The following is a 19,321-nucleotide window of genomic DNA, read 5'->3' as shown; positions in this document are numbered from 1 at the left end:
CGGTTCAGCTATCTCGGGAATTAATTCTGATTAACGCCTTGTCACCCCCAACCCTTTAAGCATGGAAGCCTCTAGTTCAAATCAGTGATCGCAATACAGGGACACGTCTTATTGAATCGGAATACAAACAAAAGCCCCTGATATCTTTCGACTTACGATTGATTTCAGGGGCTTATTTGCTTCAAATCGTCAACGATTCAATCTAATAACTATCAATATTTATAACCATCAATATTTGATGGCTGTCTTACCAATTGATGCACTACTTTCTATACGTTGATGCGCTTCTTTCAATGTTTCAGCACTAAAACCATGCAACGTTGAAGTCAGTGTCGATTGAATACGACCCGAATCGATCAAATTAGCGGCTTGGAAAAGAATATGTTGCTGCTTCTGGATATCTTCAGTATTAAACAATGAACGCGTGAACATCAGTTCCCAAATAAAGCCTACCGATTTACCTTGTAATGCAGATAAATTGATACCGTCGTCGAACTCAACAATTGAGCTAATCATACCTTGTGGTGCGATCAACTCTACCATCGCGTCCCAATGCCCTTTGGTATCCGCGACATTGAAGATGTAATCAACATGCTGAATGCCTTGCTCTCGCACAGACTCAACCAAACGACGGTGATTGACAACATGGTCAGCTCCCATATCTTTCACCCATTGTTCAGTTTCGGGTCTTGAAGCGGTCGCAATCACTTTAAGATTGGTCAATTGTTTTGCTAATTGAATGGCAACCGAACCCACGCCACCAGCACCACCGATAATTAATATCGACTTTTTCTCTTCTGGGCGAATACGGAGACGGTCAAACAACGCTTCCCAAGCCGTAAGTGTTGCCAGTGGCATAACAGCCGCCGCTTCATCAGAAAGGCTCTTAGGCGCTTTAGCTGTGATACGATAGTCGACTGCTTGGTATTCTGCATTTGCACCCATACGTGTTACATCGCCCGCATAGTACACACGGTCACCCACTTCAAAGCCTTCAACATCGCTACCCTTACCGACCACTTCACCCACAGCGTCGTAACCCAGTACTTTTGGCTGTTCAAGCGTTTTGTCTTTGGCATTACGAATACGAATTTTTGCGTCCGCCGGGTTAATAGAAGTCGCACTTACTTTAACAAGTAGATCCTGCTCTTTAAGTTCTGGTAGATGGGTTTCAAACTCAAACAAACTCTCTTGTTCAGTAATAGCAAATGACTGAGTAAAGCCGATAGCTTTCATTTTTGATGGTAGTGACATGGTTTTTTCTCCATAAATTCGAAACGTGAATCTCAGAGATTTCTCACTCTAGATACACGCCCCAATATTTTAATCGTTAGCAATTAATAATTTGTGAATGATGCTGTCGCGTTCTGGTGACACAAAAGTGGGTCATATAGCCCATGACATCACGGTTAAAGTAAGCCTTTCTCGATCAACCAATTGCGCGTTACTTCATCTTGTGGCTTACCTTCACGGCAAACTTTGTAGTCTAGCTCAGCAATAATGTCGTTCGAGAATCGAAGTGAGTCCAGCGTCTGGAGTTGCTCTTCTGTGAACAATGTTTTCTTGTCCTCTCTTAAAAGAAGGACCGCTCTATCCACGATGCCAAGCAAACCCTTTGGATCCTTGATTTCCCTGATATCATAGCGATAGTGTAAAAACTGAGGTTTCCAAAGTGGCACTACAACCCACTCTTGCTTGGCGACTGCATCTTCAAAAGCACGAAAACAATCATCTTCAGTACCCGTGAAAAATTCATAACCGGCGTCACTCAGTCCATACTCTTTCATCATCTCGATAGAGAATCGTGTAATACCTGCACCGGGATTGATCCCCTGAATTTGAGCATTCATTTTCGCTACAACTTCAGGTTTTAAAAGATCGGCCACTTCAGAAATCGCTTCTTGGGGCACATAGTTAGGTACCCCCCACAGCGCATAAGGTTCATAATGAAGTCCAAGTTCTACCAACGGCTCAACTTCCTCAACGTCAGCTTTGTAAATACCATGACTTGATGGAAGCCAAGCAGAAGAAAGCATATCCACTTGACCTGATTTTAATTTTTCAAAGTTATCCTGATGAGGCGAGAAAATGCGCTCAACCTCGAACCCCATCGCTTCCAACATATTGGTTACCAATGATGCCGTCGTACGGTGGAACGACAAATCTGTTACACCGATTGTGATTTTCTTAGCCACGTTGTTATCCCGTTTTTGTCCACCTTGTTATCTTGGAACCGATAATACATCGCAATAAACGGAAGAAAAACAGCCTAATAATTGAATTATTTTCAAATTATTTTTGATAATGATAGATCTAGGTTGGCTTAAAAGGGGTAAAATAAGGTAACGCGCTCTGTGATTAAGCGGTATTTCACTACACGATTTAGAACATGATCAAACATAGGTAGATAATATGCTTCTTGAAGACTTACAGGTCATTTTAAAGGTTGCGGAGTTTCGCAGTATCACCGCAGCGGCCACTAACCTCGATATGCGATCAGCCACTGCGAGCGCCGCAGTAAAACGTGTTGAGGCCGCGTTAGGCTCTGAACTGTTTGTAAGAACCACTCGTCACCTAAGGCTCTCTCCAGCCGGCGAACGTTATCTACCTGAATGTGAAAAAGCATTAAAAGTGTTAGACCAAGCCAAACTCAATATACGAGAGGAGTTGGGTATTGTTGATGGTGAAATCCGCATTGCACTCTCATCGGATCTAGGACGAAACTTAATCACACCTTGGCTTGATGAATTCTTGCTTGACTACCCTAACGCATCACTCCGCACCAGTATCAGTGATAGCAATATCGATTTTTATCGAGACTCTGTTGATATGGCGCTGCGTTACGGCTCGCCCAATGAGGCCAACATGTATGGTTTCAAGATATGTGATGTGCCGAGAATACTGTGCGCTGCCCCTGAGTACCTGGCTGAATTCGGTACCCTAAACCACCCGAGTGACTTAGCACTGCACAATGGTCTGCTTTATCAACTCCAGGACATGCTGCAAGACGAGTGGGTGTTTAACGATGGTACTCAAGATCATAAAGTGAAACTAAAAGGAAATCGCGCTTCGAACGACGCTGACCTTGTCAGACGCTGGTGTATCGCAGGTAAAGGAGTGGCAATAAAATCTTGTTTAGACATGTCACGTCATCTGCTTTCTGGTGAAGTGGTTAAAGTTATGCCTGAATTTGAGCCAACACCTACCGAGCTGTGGTTAGTGTGTCCAAGTCGTCAATCCATCACGCCTACTGTTCGTTTATTGAGAGATCTGTTCCGAGAGAAAACCGCAGAGATCCTTTATCAACTGAGTGCTCAAAGCATAATAGATAACTAAAAACTTAGGCTGATGTTCCTTTTAATACACTCATTTTTCTTAAATGCTGGAATTTAGAATCCAAAAACAAAAAAGCGTTAGCGAAGATTAATCCGCTAACGCTTTAAAGAGATGGGACATCACACTGTGTTAATGAACCGGTCTATTTAACATGAATACTTAGTTTGACTCGACTTCAACATCACAATCTGCACAGCACTGAAGAGCAATTTCATGTTCGAAGACGATAGTCTCTTTACCTTCTTCCAGTAGCTCTGCAATTTCATCCGCGACTTCTTTCTCATCATCGGCTTCAATTTCGCTTGCTAACTCTTCTTCTGAATAGCCAAAGAAGTTCAGCAGTAAATACTCACGAGCTTCCTCTTTCGTACAGACTATGTTTGCAGAAAGATCAGGGGTAACCTCACCTTCAGCAAGCACTGCTGTTATTTGTGCGATAGCCTCGTCTTTCATCGCAGGCGTTAACCAACCAAGATCGGTACTGACTGTCGTTTTTTTACAGTCGAAACAAGGCAGTTGGTGAAAGTAATATTGAAAGCTAGTCATAGGTCATTTCTTCTTTAAATGTTGTATAGCAAGATTATGCGCGTTTTGTAGCAAAATACTATCTCAATCAACATCGCAGGCAAACATACACAAAAAAACGAGCAATAGTGACCCGCTTCACTCCCCCCCTCTACTTCGAGGTGTTTTTATTCAATGACACTAGCAACAATTTTACCCAGTGTTCGTTGTTGGCGCATTTCCAACAACTTCTCACCAATTTGTTCTAAAGGTATCACCTCTAACTCTGGTACTTTTAAGTCCCCTTGCTCCTGAATTAATCGAACAAAAAACGGTTGGATATGAATCTACGGCACAATTACTGATAACGTTAGGTGACAATAAGTGTGGACGATGTTGAACAAAAGCTGATATGTATTGAAGGGCAAACTACCTTTGAACGATTATAGGCACTCGCTGTATAATTGTATCTGTAGTGTTGGTCTACCACACCTCGAACTAGATTTACGACAGAACCTATTACTCCCGCACCCTGCAACCTATAAAAAGGCATTCCGTGTTTAAGAACAGCACCTACATTATGAAAAACATCAAGATGGCTTGGCCGATTGCGATCAATGCCTTGTTAATGCAGGGAATGCTGATGATTGATACTCTGCTTATTTCGCCATTGGGAGAAGGCTCTCTGGCGGCAATGGGGATTGCGAGTACGATCGTTGCATTGATGCTAGGGGTTCAAAATGCATTAGCGAATGGTTCGCAGAACGTATTATCTCGCGCCTTTGGCTCTGGTAAAGAGAGCTTGTTATCAAAATCCTTCCTCTCTGGCATGATCATCAATCTGTCGGTTGCCATGTTGTTCTTTGCCTTAGTAACGGTATTCAAATGGCCGCTGATCAAGCTGATCAGTCACAATACTCATTTGTACGCGGACATCGATGCGTATCTGTCTACGATCAAATATGCCTTACTACTGACCGGCATCTCTCAGGTGTCCATTGCCCTGTTCAATGCTATGGGCAAGACCAAACTGCCGTTACTCAGCTATTTGCTCACCATGCCAGTCAATGCTGTGGTTTCTTATTATCTGATCTACGGATTAGGGGATTTTGCGGGTATTGGGATCTCGGGCGCAGCCTTAGGTTCTGTGATTGCACTAGGGCTGAGAATGCTATTTTTATTGGTGTGCTTGCGATACCAAAAGCCCTCTAAACTTCCGTTTAAGCAGGCTAGCGACGGTGTTACACGTAATGTTAGGCTGCACTTTAAAGAAACCTTCCCGATTGCAGCCAACATGATGGTGTTGGCGATGGGTCTTGCTGCCTATAACCTCTTGTATACGCAGCTGCCCACAGAAGCGTATGCGGCCATCGTTATGATAACGCCTTGGCTTTCGGCGTTGTCGCAGTTTGTTTTGGCGTGGGCGGTATCTTCGGCAATTACGATTTCTCAGGCTATCGGTTCAAACAATCTAGAGACTTTGGACTCTGATGTGCGTTTGAGCATTAAGGTCACTATTGCGGTATCTGGGATTATTGCCTTTGCCTCTTTTATCCTGAGCTTGGTAATAGACAAAATCTACCCAGGTCATTCACCAATCACTTATCAAGCACTAGCGGTGATCGCCCCTTTGTACATCTTGATGCCTTTAATACAAGGCTATACAACAGTGCATGGTCAGGTACTTCGAGCGTTGGGTAAGACAACAGCTGTCTTCAATATCAACTTTATTACTCGTTGGCTTATTGCCTTACCGCTGTGTGCCTTTGTTGTGCTCGTTCTAAATGCATCAATCTTCTGGGTCTATGCGGTAGTTGTGTTTGAGCAGGCCTTGAAAATAGTGCCAATGCGTTATCAAGCGCGTAAGTTCTTGCGAGAGTTTGATAGTAAAAAAGCCAAAGAGCTCATGTATGACTGATTGCGTTAGTAAGCGTTAACGTTCTCTGCTCGTTACTGCTTCGACAACACTGTTTCCAACTTGGTAAGACCCCGGTTATCTAGACAATACACAGATAAGAAAAAGTAGGTCAAACCACCTGTAAGTGATTCATGATATTGAGCATCACGGGCATGGAAAGGGGCATTTCGAGTTTTATGACACACGTTTGGACAGAAGCTTTTTCTAATTTAGTAAATGATGCATTATCTCCGGTATGGAGGAGCCATCAGAAGAGCACGACCTTAGAAGCTAAGTTCATTGTCATTTATGAGAAGTGAAAAAGCCCACTCTAGCCTCGTTGACTCAAAGATCTACGAGACGAAGAAAGTATCGTTCGTGATGATTTAACCAACATATAAAACAAAAAAACGGTAAGCGCGTCATAAACCCCACATTCTAATCATCCTCAGTCCGCCATAAGATCAAATCTCCAACTACAAGGAGATTTGAAATGGCAAAACGGCGCACCAACAAAGAATGGCAAACCTTGTTCGAGCAATACCAATCCAGTCATCTATCACAACGGGTCTTCTGTGAGCGTAATGGGTTAAGTCTTTCTACTTTTTATGCCAAGCGCCAGCAGTTACAAACTACGGAGTCAGCCAATATCAGTGGCTTTGTTAAAGCAGAAGTTATCGAAAAAACGACTCGCTACCAGATGGCTCAAACACCCGTCGCCAATATGACCTTATCGATAAATAACGTTGAACTCAGCGTACCACAAGGCACTCCCGTCCGTTACTTAGCCGAACTAATCGGGGCACTGTCATGAAACGTATGCTCAGTGCTCCCGAAATCTATCTCTATCGTGAAAGCGTCGATTTCAGAAAGTCCATCAACGGACTGGCGGCGATTATCGAGTCCGAAACCGATTTGCCGCTCGGCACGGGTGCGCTATTCCTGTTTACCAATAAACAACGCGACAAAGTCAAAGTGTTGTACTGGGATAAAACGGGCTTTGCCCTGTGGTACAAACGGCTCGAAAAARCCAAATTCAAATGGCCCACTCAAGAGAAAAAGCAGGTCTACATCCTGACTCAATTTGACTTAGATAGACTGTTATCTGGCTTCACGATAATCGGCCATAAACCGATAAAAATAGACAACTTTACAATGAGTTGAACCCGATAAAAGTGAGTTATACCAAGCCTTGACGTGGTGTTTTTAGTATAATCAATGCCATGAAAAAGACGCCCGATATTAACCCAGAAAGCCAAGACATCGCCGAGCTTCAAGCTATGGTGAAAGCGTTGATGTCGGAGAAAAAAGAGTGGCAACAAGAGCGCCAATCCTTAATTGAGCAGTTTAAACTGGCCCTTGACCGTCAATTCGCCAAACGCTCGGAAGCGTTAAAGCCGTATAACGAAGCACAGGGTGACCTCTTTAATGAGGCGGAATGTGAAGCGGCGAAATCGGAAGATGRGGTTATCACCACCACAACGACGACAATCAAACGTCGTGGTAAACGTCAACCGCTTCCTAAAGACTTGCCACGTGAAACACTCGTACTTGACCTAGATGAGCACGACAAGCAGTGCTCATGCTGCCAACACATTTTGCATAAAATCGGCGAAGACCGCAGTGAAAAGCTTGAGTTTACGCCCGCCGTCCTAAAAGTGTTGGAATATGTTCGCCCGAAATACGCCTGTCGTCAGTGTGAACAAGAGGCTGAAAAAAGCCACATTCACCAACAACCCGCACCGATAAGTATCATCCCCAAAAGCTTCGCTACCGAAAGTCTGCTTGCCAACATTATTTTAGGCAAATATCAGTATGCGCTTCCGCTGTATCGTCAGGAAAGCTTGTTTTCCCAGTCAGGTATCGAGCTATCGAGAACCACCATGGCAAGGTGGGTTATCCAAGTRAGTGAAAAGTTCAAACCGCTTTATCAGGCACTGAAGACTCACTTACTCGAACAAGTGGTGGTTCAGGCCGATGAAACGCCGCTCAATGTGCTTAAGGAAGATAAGCAATGTTATATGTGGTTGTACGGCTCGGGAGCCGACTCCCCTGAAGCTAAACTCCCTGACATGAAAAATATCGTCTTGTTCGACTATCAAAACAGTCGCGCGAGAGTGTGCCCCGTGAACTTCTTGGGTGATTACTCAGGCTATCTGCAAAGTGATGGTTACGCGGCTTATGATGGATTAACCAACGTCACCAATGTCGGTTGCTTCGCTCATGCACGTCGTAAGTTCATGGAAGCGAAGAAGCTTCAGGGCAAAGGTAAAACAGGTAAAGCGGATGTGGCGTTAGCCAAAATCCAAAAGTTGTACGCACTTGAATCTCGATTAAAACTGGCTTCGGTCGAAGAGCGTTGGGCAGAAAGACAAGCGCAGGCTAAACCGATGTTGGATGACATCTATGACTGGTTAACCACGCAGAAAGTCATCGAATCGAGTCCTCTTGGTAAAGCCATCAAGTACACCTTGGGTCAGTGGCCTAAGCTGATACGCTATGTTGAAGATGGGCATTTATCTATCGACAACAACCGAGCAGAGCGCGCAATCAAATCGCTGGTCATTGGCAGAAAAAATTGGTTATTCTCGACGAATCCGCTTGGTGCTGATGCGAGTGCTTTGCTGTATAGCATCATCGAGACGGCGAAAGCGAACGGACTGATACTCTACGATTACATGGTCAAATGTATGAAAGAACTGGTAAAGCCAGAGCCTGATATTAACTCTCTTCTGCCTTGGAACGTCTCACACTGAAATTAAAACGCCCCGTGGGATTATGGGGCGCATACTGACCGCCTTGCAATTATCAAGGGTTAAAAATGGGACCCTAATCATCGTGATGATGTTTCGTTGCATTAGTACAGTTAGGGCAAAGTTGATTTAAAAGAACTCAGGCTGTGTTTTACTCTAAAAAGAAAAGGGGCACTTTCGTGTTTGAAAGTACCGACTTTAACTTGTGCACACTGTAACTGTCCTGATCAAAGACGAGCTAGAAGCTCAGCTTTAGCTCGACGAAGTGAGATTAATAAAAATATCTTGAAACCTTAAATACTGTTAGGTACTTAAGTGTGACCATTCTACCTTTGAGCCTAATAGAGGAAGAGAAAATAACTTTGAATCAATAGTGTTAAAGATAGAATTTGAGTTTCTGAGCCCTCCACAAAATGTCGGCTCTGTGGCTATAGTCAAGCCTTGCATTCGTTCAAAGCACCAACACATAAGATCGGATCTTGGGTCGATAACATTTTCGATATCATGCTGGGACATCACTGTCAAATTCTCTCCACCCCCACACGGATCTGAGCATTCGGTAAAGTAGTCTAGGTCAATATCTAAATATATAGCGTCTTCAGCACTATTGTTAAGTGCCGCTATCAAATCTTTTTTGTGTTCAAAGCAACATATCGTATGTTCATTACCATACGCATCCAAAAACACTGAGGTAGGTTCATGAATTTCCTGCTTACACAAAACATAAACGTTACCAATTAAGTTTAAATATGCAGCAGCAAGAATGTGCCCGTCATTTAAGCTGTTGAGCCCATCCCAACTAAAGCGTGCAACACTAAAAAAGCTATTTAGGTCAACACCAATTAACTCATTTTTCTCACTTTCACAAGGAGCACACAGGTCTTGATGCCAGTCAATTGATATCAAAGCAGGTGGGGTTCCAAAGGCTTTAATTTTATGCCATTTAAACCAGTAGTAAAATGCAAATCGATGTTCCTTCATTAGTGCTACTTCCATAGCCCTATCATTGCCATCAGGAGTGGCTACAATACTGTAGTCAGTACCTGGTGGGCATATATACTGATTATCTTCGTTCATATATAACCCTATGCCTAACACCTTGTTATGTTAGAATCTTTAGCTCCGCTCGACTTAAGTCGCGTAATCGAACTATCGTACTTTCCATTTCACTGGCTAAGCGTGAGAAATGCTCATCCCACCCCTCATAGTCATGGGTTTGTTGTAATTCTCGGCGTAAATTGTCTATTTCATTGCCTACATCAGAACTTATGTAAATGGCTTTAAGCTCTACTACTTTTAAAAGTTCAAGCATCGCATGGTCATACTTACCCTTAAGCTCTCGAGCAACGCCTTGACCCTCTGGTTCTTTAGCCCAGTCCTCGTACTCTTTTTTGTCTTTTTCCCACATCTCCTTGAAGTGTGCTTCATGCTCTTTATCATAGTTTTGGAAATATGGGTGGTATTTGTTTATAAACTCCCATTCTTCAAAGGCAATCACTTGATGATCAACATATCGCTTAACATTAAACAACAGCTCAAATATTGCTTCATATGCTTCCTGTTTTTTGACCCATATTTGTTGACTTACCCACGTTTTTTCGTCTAATTCAGCTTTGATGCTTTCAACTACAACTGTATTTTTACCTAGTTGCTCTTGAAGAGTATTAAAGTCTTCTTTTGTAGCGAAATTTTTACCTTTTTCTTTGATATATGAAGCAAAGAAACCACTGAGCCCAGTAACAACTGCTAGGATTAAATATACATACCAATCTAAAGTTTGTTTGAACTGCATATTACTTAAAACATCAATAAATTCTTGTAGCTCCATAATACCCCTAGAAACGTAATGCGGCTAAAAGCCGCTTTTTATCTTTACATGATGCCGTCTTTCATTTATCACTTCAATTTCTAATCAATAGGTTAGTAGCTATATTGTGAGATTAAACTACTCAGGGAAGTTTAATTTCTGGATGTTCTGAATTCGGATAACTTTTAGTAGACCAAACTTACATTAACAGCTTATGAATGAGTAAAAGCTCTAAGCCATTTTGGGGCACAACCAACATAGAGCAACCTGTCTGGATTGTGTGATCCATATAATGTGTGATACTCAATAGGTTTTTCTGAGGTGGTCGTTCAAATCCCTCGGTTTAGGTAACGATTTCCTATAAAACCTCAAATCAGTACAGATAAAGTATGCATAAGTAACACTTTTTTGTGTTATCTCTTTGTAGGCTTTATCTGACAACGTTTGTAATACTTTTAGTAAAAAAGCAGGTGACGCTAGGAGAGTAGAAATAGCGGCGGCCGGTAACCATAATTTACTCTTTCTCGGCCCACCCGGAACTGGCAAGACGATGTTAGCTTCACGATTGCGTGATTTATTGCCTGAGATGAGCAACGAAGAGGCAATGGAAACGGCCTCCGTTGCTTCGTTAACACAACAAGAGATCAATCAATACAACTGGAAACAAAGACCTTTTCGAGCTCCTCATCATTCGAGTTCGATGGCGGCATTAGTGGGGGGAGGGTCAATCCCTCGCCCTGGAGAGATCTCTTTGGCACACAATGGTCTGCTGTTTCTTGATGAGATGCCCGAGTTTGAACGTAAGGTGCTTGATTCACTGCGAGAACCTTTGGAATCTGGTGAGATCATTATTTCACGTGCGGCAGGTAAGACGCGTTTTCCAGCTCGCTTTCAGTTAATAGGGGCACTGAACCCGAGCCCTACGGGATACTACGAAGGGAATCAGGCGCGAGCTAATCCACAGATCATTTTACGTTACCTCAATCGGTTGTCAGGCCCATTGCTTGACCGTTTTGATATGTCTTTGGAGATCCCCTTATTACCCAAAGGGATGCTAGCTGAGGGCGGTGATCGTGGAGAAACCACCCATGAGGTTCAACAGAGGGTAAAGCAGGCTCGTGAGTTGATGTTGTCTCGAAACCATAAGTCGAATGCATTGCTTGGTAGTCGAGAAATTGAAAAGTATTGTCCATTAAAACGCGAAGATGCTGAGTTCCTAGAAACGGCACTGCATCGACTGGGATTGTCGATTCGTGCTTATCATCGAATTATTAAAGTTGCTCGGACGATTGCTGACCTTGATGGCAATCAACAGATTGAAAAAAAACACTTATCGGAAGCGCTTGGCTACCGAGCGATGGATAGATTATTGAAGCAACTTACGGCTCAGGCTGTGTAGTGGAAAGAAGCCTGCATTATGCAGGCTTTTACTGTTGTGAGCGAGATGCTGCTCGTGATCAGAACTTGTAGTTCAGGCCGACTGAAACGAGGTATTGTGATTCATCGTAGAAGGTTATATTTGATTCGCTGGTGCCGTAACCGGCAAGAGAGACAAACGACCAGTTTTCCCAGTTCATGAATTGGTCATACTCATAGGCGGCGAATAGGTTGATGTTGTCGTCGTTGCGTTTCTTATCATAAATTGGGTTGCGGGCATCGTAATATCGTTGGTTGTATCCTGCCGTCAATGCGTACTGATGACGACCCATGCCACCAAACAAGCTTACCTCACCACCTAATTGGTCGTAAGACTCAGCTTTACCGTCGGCAGCTCTTGTTTGGTAGATGATCGATGGGATAAGCATCATGGTACGACTTAGTGGCAGGCGGTATTGACCTTTCAAATAGAGAGTATTTGCATCTCGTTTGAGCTCTTGCTCTTGAATATTATCCTTGTCGACATCTTTGGTCGCATAGGCCATGTCTAACGAGAAAGCGGAGCCCGCAATACTACTGAGCTTCAAACGAAAGGCATTACCCGTTTCATCGGTTTTCGTGCGAGGTGATGCCGTATTGTATGGATCGGCCCAAGTTTCTCCTGACATGATGGTTGGCAGAACGGAAGCGTCGATGATCATGCCTGACTCTCGTTGATATTTATAGCCAACCTCTAGCACGACAGTACCGGTTGCCACGTCGTCACGAGCAGTCCCTGTATAGACCTGATGGTTTAGTTTCTCACCGAAGGTGTAAGCCACTGTGCCTAAAGGTGCGACAATAAATGTTCTCTCTGAAGAGGCTTTTTGTGTATTGGATAAGAGGGTGCTATCAGCGTTGGGATTAAAATTTGAGGTGGAAGAGGTTACCCCAGTATTGATAGATATTTCACCACTAAAACCTTGTTCGTCCGCAAGTTTAGCAAAGGCTGGTGAAGCCGCCGTGCTGATTGCGAGCAGTGTAATTTTTATTTTCATTTTAGGGCTCCTTGCCCACCGATTCTTAGAATGGCGATTAATGAGAGTGAAGCGATCTGTTCCCTTGTTGGTTTTTCTTTATTCTGATTTTTGAATCAATAAAAAGGAAGCCGAAGCTTCCTTAATTAAGAGATTATTTTTTCAATAGGAAGTTAACCAACTCAAAATATTCATCTAGACTGTTGATACTTTGTGCATTAACCAAGTAATGGTTATTGACAACAACAGATGGAACGCCTGAAAGACCGCTATCTTTGAATGCTTTGTCGAAGCGACGAACCATTGAATCTACCGCAAAGCCATTATATGCAGCATCGAATTTTTTGGCATCGATACCTTCGTCTAGGAAAATTTGACGAAGCTCTTTCTCATCTCGTGGAGGTTTGTTCATATTGTGGATACGGTTAAACATCACCGGTATCATTTTGTCTTCAACTTTTAGTGCAATCATGGTCGCGTAAGCTTTGCTCATCGGTAATCCCATATTACCGCCCATGAATGAAACATGATTTTTTTGTAGCTTAGCGTCTTTAGGTAACTGCTGTTTTAACTGCTGGATGATAGGTTCAAAGCTATTACAGTGCGGGCAGTAAAAAGAGAAAAACTCCGTCACGACTGGGTGCTTTGACGCTTCCAGATCGAGGACTTTATAGTGTTCACCTTCGTTAAATTTCGCAGCATGCGCTGAAAGGCTTAACATGATCAATGAGAAAAATGCGAAGAGCTTTTTCATTTATTCAATCTCCATTATGTTTGAATTTTTATCTAGTTGTATGTTGCGGTTATTGTTACCACTGAGGCATTAACGAAAGTGGTGGTTCTTGCAGGGTAGCAATTTGCTCTTTACAAGCAAGTACTTGTTGCTCCCAATACTTAGGATCATTAAACCAAGGGAAGGCCAAAGGAAAAGCAGGATCGTGCCATCTTTTCGCTAGCCATGCCATGTAGTGCACCATACGTAGACCGCGTAGAGGTTCGATTAGTTTCAGTTGTGATGGATTAAAGTCACAAAACTCCTGATAACTCTCTAACAAGATATCCAGTTGCATCAGCTTGTCTTGGCGTTCACCGTTTAGCAGCATCCACAGATCTTGTATTGCAGGGCCGTTACGCGAATCATCAAGATCGACGAACATTGGTCCATCGCGCCACAAGATATTACCTGGGTGGCAGTCACCATGCAGTCGAATGTTTTCAGTGTTGGTTGGCCACTGGCTCTCGATCTCTTTGATTAGAAGGTCGATGTCATTAAAGAAGGCGTTTTCTAGATGTGTCGGGATGAATTGAGAGTTTTCTAATATCTGACGTGGTTGATACAAATACTCGTCAAGACAGATGGTTGGGCGATGTTGAAATGTTCTTCCAGCGCTCGCCTTATGAATTCGGCCGAGGAAACGTCCTACGCCTTCTAGCTGATCCAGATTATCGACTTCATACTGTCGACCGCCAACGCTTTCAAACAGCGTAAACAGATAGCCTTGATATTCATGCAGGGTTGCACCGTTCACGCGCATTGGCGGCGCAATGGGCATCTCCTGTTCTATCAGTTCTAATGCGAAGTCGTGTTCTTCTTGGATTTGCGCTTTGTTCCAACGCTGTGGGCGATAAAATTTAACGACGTAGCGTTTACGGTCTTCATCGGTGAATTGATACACCCGGTTTTCGTAGCTGTTAAGAGCGAGAAGCCCGGATTCAGCGCGCACCCCAATACTCTCCAGTGCGTACCACATGAAGTCAGGGGTCAGTTTATCAAAGTTAAAGGCTTGCATCGTCATAGAATAAAAAAGGCTCATTGCTGAGCCTTTTTCCATTTGTTGGGGTGTTATACCAAACACTAAGGTGATTGGTATCAGAGCTGCTTAATAAAGCGGCTTTCGACTTCCATCGTAAACTCTTCATTATCCGAGAGTATAAACTGAATTGTCGAAACGGGTGAGCTCAGTTTTTCTGGGTCGACCCCTAAACTGATCGGTAAGTTTAAAACCTCGCCAGGATCAACGGTGATGGTTTGCTTACCGTACCAGGTTGATTCTGGAAGCCCACTCACGTTAAGCTTATATTCTTGCTCTTGCTGGGTTTTGTTGATCACTTTTAGGGTGTAGGTGTTTTCAACGAGTCCTTGATTATTGACTCTGAACAGTTGATTTCTATCTCGCAGTACGCTCAGTCCTGCTGGATCAACACTCGCAATTTGAGCGAAGAACAAGCCGAGCATAATGATTAATATCGCTCCATAGCCAAGCAATTTAGGACGCATAACCTTCGTTGAGTGTCCTTCAAGCCTGTGCTCAGTCGTGTAGCTGATCAGGCCTTTGTCGTAGCCCATGCGTTCCATGGTGTTGTCACAGGCATCAATACAGGCGCCACAGCTAATGCACTCGTATTGCAGGCCGTCACGGATATCGATTCCGGTAGGGCACACTTGTACACACAGATTGCAGTCAATACAGTCACCAAGACCCAGTGTCTTGGGATCGGCTTTACGGGAGCGAGGCCCTCGGCTTTCACCTCGCTTGGTATCGTAACCGACGATAAAGGTGTCTTTATCAAACATGGCAGATTGAAAGCGAGCGTAAGGGCACATGTGTAGGCAAACGATTGAACGCATCCATCCCGCATTCGCATAAGTACATCCTGCAAAGAACAGTACCCAGAATACCGGCCAGAAAGGCAAGTTAAAGGTAAAGAAGCCAACCACTAACTCTTTGATTGGGATAAAGTAACCAACAAAGGTTAAGCCCGTCGCGATAGCTATCACCCACCATGCAATGTGTTTGAGGGTTTTTCTGAGGATTAAATGACTCGTCAGTTTGCCCGAGTCTTGTTTTCTTCGTTTGTTTGCTGCCCCTTCTAGTTTCTCTTCGAACCAGATGTACATGAAGGTCCATACGGTTTGTGGGCAAAGGTAACCACACCAAACTCGGCCTAAAAAGGTGGTGATAAAAAACAGGCCGAATGCGGCAATCATGAATACGATCGCGAGTAGGGTAAGATCTTGTGGGTAGAGCGTGGTGCCAAAGAAGTTGAACTGCTGGTTACCGATATCGAGTAAGATCGCTTGCCGTTCACCAAATGGAATCCATGGAATAAGCGAAAAAAGTAAAAGTAAGAACCAACCGCCATAGCGACGCAGTTGTTGGAATTTACCTTTGCTTTCTCGAACATAGATTCGGTTACTTGGGTTAAATCGATCTCCATTACCTTTATGTGTTTTAGGATTAAAGGTTTTAGGCGTCACATCTTTGATATCGATTTTATCCTGACTCATGAATTATCCTTTTTGTGGCTGTTTTCCCTGTTAAATCGGGCATGACGACATGGCTTGAACGTATGGTTAGGAGGGCCAACAGAAATAGATCTTGGTGCAGCGTTGTAGCACTCGTTCTTATTATTTTAGACGATTCTTATAACGGGTAATTATAACGATAAATTTGTTCTCATTTCTTTAACGCTATCAACCTTTAACAACAAAAGTCGCAACAGTTGTTATAAAAAAATAGCGAATAGAAACAAAAAAGCGACCAAGAGGTCGCTTTTTAGAGTTGAGCTATATTATGGGCAATCGAGCTTTAATGCGTTTTAGCGATTAAAGAAGGCCACGCGCTTTTAGAATCGCGGTTTTGAAATCATCTTCTTGGTCTTTTTTTAGACCTGGGATCATTTCATCTTTTTCGCTGTTGCGCATTTTTAGGTGGTAGATAAGAACATCGTCAGTCAGTTCTTCAAGCTTGCCTTGGTAGCCCGCTTCTTTTGACAGCTTAATGATGAACTCTAATAGGTTAAGCTCTTGATCTTTCTGCCATTCAGGCTCCATCAGTTCAAGCAGTTCTTCAATGCGGTGACACTTCATACTTTATTTCTCCACAAATTTTATAATGATTTGTGGCTAAGGTATCAAATCAGGTCGGGAATACCAATGTGTAAACACATTTCAATTCGGGAATTGTGCAAGAAAAAAGCGCAGTAAAAACTGCGCTTTTTGTTAAGCGGCTTTAATTACTTTGGTTGCAGTCGGTGCTAATAAAGCAGTCTTCTCAACTAAAGTCATTGTTGGAGCCAATTTCTTAGCCGTTGGAGCGGCAGCAAAGCCACTACGACGACGCATCGCACTGCGGTTGGTGTGCGAGAACCTGACTGTTGTTGGGCGCATTAAGTTACCTAACGGTCAGGCATATCCATTGCCAATCTAATGGCCTGATTTACTATGAGATCTACCCCAATGACTTGAAGCGTCACTCCTCTGGCTTTCGCCAATCCGAATAATAAATCAGGATAATGATATGCATGCATATCAAAACTTAGATTATCACTATCTAAGTTATCGATCGATGCCTGAGTGATAAATATACGATATTAGAGCTAAAATAGTGTGAGCAGTATATTTGAGTTTGAACCACTATCAGGCTTAAGATGATGCTTTAAAGGAGGTGCATATGTCGTTCTTAAAGAAAACGCTAGCAAGTTTTGGTATTGGATCTGCCAAGGTGGATTCTGTATTGCAACAGGAAGTGCTTTATCCAGGGCAAAAGGCGAGCATTATTGTGCATGTGTATGGTGGCGCTCAACCGCAGGAGATAGATAATATCGATCTCAATTTGTGTTGTCGTTACATCAAAGAAATTACGACGAATTCACAAAGGCAGGAGGGCGGTCAAACACGCCGAATGCACCAGACATACTCGTTAGCAAAATGGAGTCTGCCGTACGCCTTTGTGATTCAGCCTGGAGAAACCCGTAATTTTGAGTGCGAATTTGATGTGCCGTTGAACACTCCAATTACGATTGGTGATTCAAAGGTGTGGCTTGAAACCGGTTTAGATATTGCCATGTCAATTGATCCATCAGACAAGGATATTCTGACGGTTCGCCCTGATGCGTTGCTCGATGGCATTTTTAACGAACTCGAAGCTCAAGGTTTACGCATTCGCCAAGTTGAGTGTGAAGCGGTAGAAGGCTTTGAGTTGCCGTTTGTCCAAGAGTTCGAATTTGTGCCTACGACTGGCCCTTATCATGGCCGTTGGCGTGAGCTGGAAGTAGTGGCTCATCGAGATGATACCGAGCTGAAGTTGTGGTTTGAGATAGACCGCAATCGCGACGGTGCAAAAGGCATGTTGGCGAGCTTACTCGGAATGGGTCAGCTACAGCGTCAATTGAGTGTGCCATTGAATATCTCACCAGAAGAGGCAGGCAAGCGGGTACTTGAATACTTAGATAATGCCTCTTAGTCCTATCACCTTTAATCCAACTCTTTGGCTATTGAGTTGTAGCGAGCCTAGTCTCAGCACGCATCATTGATGTGATATAAATTTAAGCTTACACGTGTAAGCCTAATGTGTAATACTGGGTCAATTGAACATTTACTCTAGTAGGATACTCATGTCTGCGTCATCTGCCAGCGAATACAGCGACATCGAAGAACGCGCGAATGCGATAACCCATGGCTTGGGCGTCTTGCTCGGCGTGATTGGCTTGATTTTGTTGCTGGTTCGCGCCTTTGATTCCCAAGCTGACCTATTGACCGTTGCCAGTATGACGGTTTACGGCAGCAGTATTATCCTGCTCTTCCTTGCTTCGACACTGTACCATTCGATCACGACAGAAAAGACCAAGCGTTTACTCAAAACCCTTGACCACTGTGCCATTTATTTGCTGATTGCTGGCAGCTATACACCATTTCTATTGGTGAGTTTAAGAACACCACTTGCGATGGGTTTGATGGCGGTGATCTGGAGTATCGCGCTGGTGGGTATCATCATGAAGATTTTCTTCGTCTACCGATTTAAGCGTTTGTCATTAGTGACGTATTTAGCTATGGGTTGGTTGTCGTTGATCGTGGTGTACCAACTGGCGATGAACATCGAGACGGGCGGCTTAGTCTTGTTAGCACTCGGAGGTGTGATCTACTCTTTAGGTGTAATTTTCTATGTGGCAAAACGTATCCCATACAATCATGCCATTTGGCATTTGTTTGTATTAGCGGGTTGCGCTTGCCATTTCTTGGCAATCTACTTGTACGTAACTCCGGTTTAACGAGTCAGCACTTCAACGATTTCAGCTTTGATTTGGTACTCAGGGTGCTGTTCTATTGCTAGCTTGATCGAGGTACCTTCGGCATTCGTTTTAGGTCGAAGGTAGGTGTCAGCCATCCGCTTAATCGATCTCCAAACGGTTACCGTTTGCTCTGTTAATCGTTCGCCACTCGGTGAGTACACGTCTAATTGCAAAGAGACTAAGATAACCGCCTGAGAGCCTTGGTTGGTGATAGCCGTAGGGATGATCAATTCACCATCTTCATAGTGGCTAGCGCCTAGTACCACATCAACCCCTGATTGAGATAGCTGCAGGCTTGGCTTTTGGCTAAAAACAACCATTGTTGTACCGCGCACGTTAGTCGCAACCGGGACTGGCACAACAGGCACGGCTATAACAGGCTGAGTAATCTCTGATGTTGTTATATCTTCTTCCGCTGGCTGTGGCGCCACATATTGCCAAGTGAAATCATCGTTCAGTTGTATTTGTTTTCCATTTTGCAGAGTTACCATCTGGTTGGCGAACGCTGAACTGCTCAGCAGTGTGCTGACAATAAGTAAGTATGATTTCATCTCGGTAT

Annotated in this window: 19 protein-coding genes and 1 pseudogene; 8 read left to right on the top strand and 12 right to left on the bottom strand. The window is 43.6% G+C overall.

The genetic code is table 11. From position 1 onward, the window contains the following. Positions 1–228: 228 nt before the first annotated feature. Positions 229–1,254 carry a zinc-binding alcohol dehydrogenase family protein gene (locus tag L4B77_RS00185; protein ID WP_261839753.1) on the bottom strand — a complete coding sequence of 342 codons (1,026 nt, stop codon included), beginning with the start codon at positions 1,252–1,254 and terminating at the stop codon, positions 229–231. Between the two features lie 155 nt (positions 1,255–1,409). Then, entirely contained in the window at positions 1,410–2,177 is a 768-nt protein-coding gene (locus L4B77_RS00180) for a glycine betaine ABC transporter substrate-binding protein (RefSeq protein ID WP_429748087.1), read from the bottom strand. A gap of 235 nt (positions 2,178–2,412) precedes the next feature. On the opposite strand from L4B77_RS00180, the gene L4B77_RS00175 reads away from it, so the two are divergent. After that, a complete protein-coding gene (locus L4B77_RS00175; protein ID WP_429748073.1) occupies positions 2,413–3,336 on the top strand; it encodes a LysR family transcriptional regulator in 924 nt (307 codons plus the stop codon). Positions 3,337–3,495: 159 nt separating this feature from the next. Here the strand turns inward: L4B77_RS00175 and L4B77_RS00170 are convergent, their stop codons facing one another. Next, the gene (locus L4B77_RS00170; protein WP_261839751.1) at positions 3,496–3,882 is read right to left on the bottom strand and encodes a hypothetical protein; all 387 of its coding nucleotides are present in this window, start codon (positions 3,880–3,882) and stop codon (positions 3,496–3,498) included. 553 nt (positions 3,883–4,435) lie between these two features. On the opposite strand from L4B77_RS00170, the gene L4B77_RS00165 reads away from it, so the two are divergent. The 4 genes from L4B77_RS00165 to L4B77_RS00150 all read left to right on the top strand — a co-directional run bounded on the left by L4B77_RS00165 (position 4,436) and on the right by L4B77_RS00150 (position 8,493). Then, positions 4,436–5,758: an MATE family efflux transporter gene (locus L4B77_RS00165; protein ID WP_429748086.1), complete on the top strand. Its 1,323-nt coding sequence runs from the start codon at positions 4,436–4,438 to the stop codon at positions 5,756–5,758. 472 nt (positions 5,759–6,230) lie between these two features. Next, positions 6,231–6,551 carry an IS66 family insertion sequence element accessory protein TnpA gene (gene tnpA, locus L4B77_RS00160; protein WP_171981492.1) on the top strand — a complete coding sequence of 107 codons (321 nt, stop codon included), beginning with the start codon at positions 6,231–6,233 and terminating at the stop codon, positions 6,549–6,551. After that, positions 6,548–6,901 (top strand): IS66 family insertion sequence element accessory protein TnpB, encoded by a 354-nt coding sequence (tnpB, locus tag L4B77_RS00155; protein WP_429748072.1) that lies wholly within the window; start codon positions 6,548–6,550, stop codon positions 6,899–6,901. Before tnpA ends, tnpB begins: the two co-directional genes overlap by 4 nt. 59 nt (positions 6,902–6,960) lie before the next feature. Beyond that, entirely contained in the window at positions 6,961–8,493 is a 1,533-nt protein-coding gene (locus tag L4B77_RS00150; protein WP_429748071.1) for an IS66-like element ISVa12 family transposase, read from the top strand. A gap of 300 nt (positions 8,494–8,793) precedes the next feature. Here the strand turns inward: L4B77_RS00150 and L4B77_RS00145 are convergent, their stop codons facing one another. Beyond that, positions 8,794–9,567: a hypothetical protein gene (locus L4B77_RS00145; protein WP_429748070.1), complete on the bottom strand. Its 774-nt coding sequence runs from the start codon at positions 9,565–9,567 to the stop codon at positions 8,794–8,796. Between the two features lie 25 nt (positions 9,568–9,592). Continuing rightward, positions 9,593–10,318 (bottom strand): hypothetical protein, encoded by a 726-nt coding sequence (locus tag L4B77_RS00140; protein WP_429748069.1) that lies wholly within the window; start codon positions 10,316–10,318, stop codon positions 9,593–9,595. A 457-nt stretch (positions 10,319–10,775) separates the two neighbouring features. Between L4B77_RS00140 and L4B77_RS00135 the strand changes: the two are divergent. After that, positions 10,776–11,696, top strand: a pseudogene (locus L4B77_RS00135) (YifB family Mg chelatase-like AAA ATPase); the annotation flags it as partial. 58 nt (positions 11,697–11,754) lie between these two features. On the opposite strand, the gene L4B77_RS00130 reads toward L4B77_RS00135, so the two are convergent. From L4B77_RS00130 to L4B77_RS00105, 6 genes are all read right to left on the bottom strand, one after another. After that, the gene (locus L4B77_RS00130; protein ID WP_429748068.1) at positions 11,755–12,711 is read right to left on the bottom strand and encodes a DUF2860 domain-containing protein; all 957 of its coding nucleotides are present in this window, start codon (positions 12,709–12,711) and stop codon (positions 11,755–11,757) included. Positions 12,712–12,844: 133 nt separating this feature from the next. After that, the gene (locus tag L4B77_RS00125; RefSeq protein ID WP_261838455.1) at positions 12,845–13,444 is read right to left on the bottom strand and encodes a thiol:disulfide interchange protein DsbA/DsbL; all 600 of its coding nucleotides are present in this window, start codon (positions 13,442–13,444) and stop codon (positions 12,845–12,847) included. 55 nt (positions 13,445–13,499) lie between these two features. Further along, the gene (locus L4B77_RS00120; protein ID WP_261839744.1) at positions 13,500–14,486 is read right to left on the bottom strand and encodes a serine/threonine protein kinase; all 987 of its coding nucleotides are present in this window, start codon (positions 14,484–14,486) and stop codon (positions 13,500–13,502) included. A 74-nt stretch (positions 14,487–14,560) separates the two neighbouring features. Beyond that, complete coding sequence (gene ccoG, locus L4B77_RS00115; protein WP_429748067.1) at positions 14,561–15,979, bottom strand: cytochrome c oxidase accessory protein CcoG; 1,419 nt, start codon at positions 15,977–15,979, stop codon at positions 14,561–14,563. A 318-nt stretch (positions 15,980–16,297) separates the two neighbouring features. Beyond that, positions 16,298–16,561 (bottom strand): YihD family protein, encoded by a 264-nt coding sequence (locus tag L4B77_RS00110; RefSeq protein WP_009848104.1) that lies wholly within the window; start codon positions 16,559–16,561, stop codon positions 16,298–16,300. A gap of 132 nt (positions 16,562–16,693) precedes the next feature. Then, positions 16,694–16,861 carry a hypothetical protein gene (locus tag L4B77_RS00105; RefSeq protein WP_261838453.1) on the bottom strand — a complete coding sequence of 56 codons (168 nt, stop codon included), beginning with the start codon at positions 16,859–16,861 and terminating at the stop codon, positions 16,694–16,696. A gap of 283 nt (positions 16,862–17,144) precedes the next feature. Here L4B77_RS00105 and L4B77_RS00100 point away from each other — a divergent pair, with 283 nt between their 5' ends. Both L4B77_RS00100 and trhA read left to right on the top strand, forming a co-directional pair. Then, positions 17,145–17,936: a sporulation protein gene (locus tag L4B77_RS00100; RefSeq protein ID WP_429748066.1), complete on the top strand. Its 792-nt coding sequence runs from the start codon at positions 17,145–17,147 to the stop codon at positions 17,934–17,936. A 151-nt stretch (positions 17,937–18,087) separates the two neighbouring features. Then, positions 18,088–18,741 carry a PAQR family membrane homeostasis protein TrhA gene (gene trhA, locus L4B77_RS00095; RefSeq protein ID WP_429748065.1) on the top strand — a complete coding sequence of 218 codons (654 nt, stop codon included), beginning with the start codon at positions 18,088–18,090 and terminating at the stop codon, positions 18,739–18,741. Here trhA and L4B77_RS00090 read toward each other — a convergent pair. Next, positions 18,738–19,313, bottom strand: coding sequence for a DUF3157 family protein (locus L4B77_RS00090; protein ID WP_429748064.1), 576 nt, complete (start codon positions 19,311–19,313; stop codon positions 18,738–18,740). The two genes, trhA and L4B77_RS00090, sit on opposite strands and share 4 nt — an antisense overlap. Positions 19,314–19,321: the final 8 nt, after the last annotated feature.

Source organism: Vibrio minamisatsumaniensis (assembly GCF_050337445.1).
Lineage (GTDB): Bacteria > Pseudomonadota > Gammaproteobacteria > Enterobacterales > Vibrionaceae > Vibrio > Vibrio artabrorum.
The sequence above is the reverse complement of the archived record's forward strand: the minus strand, read 5'-3'. Positions and strand labels throughout refer to the sequence as shown.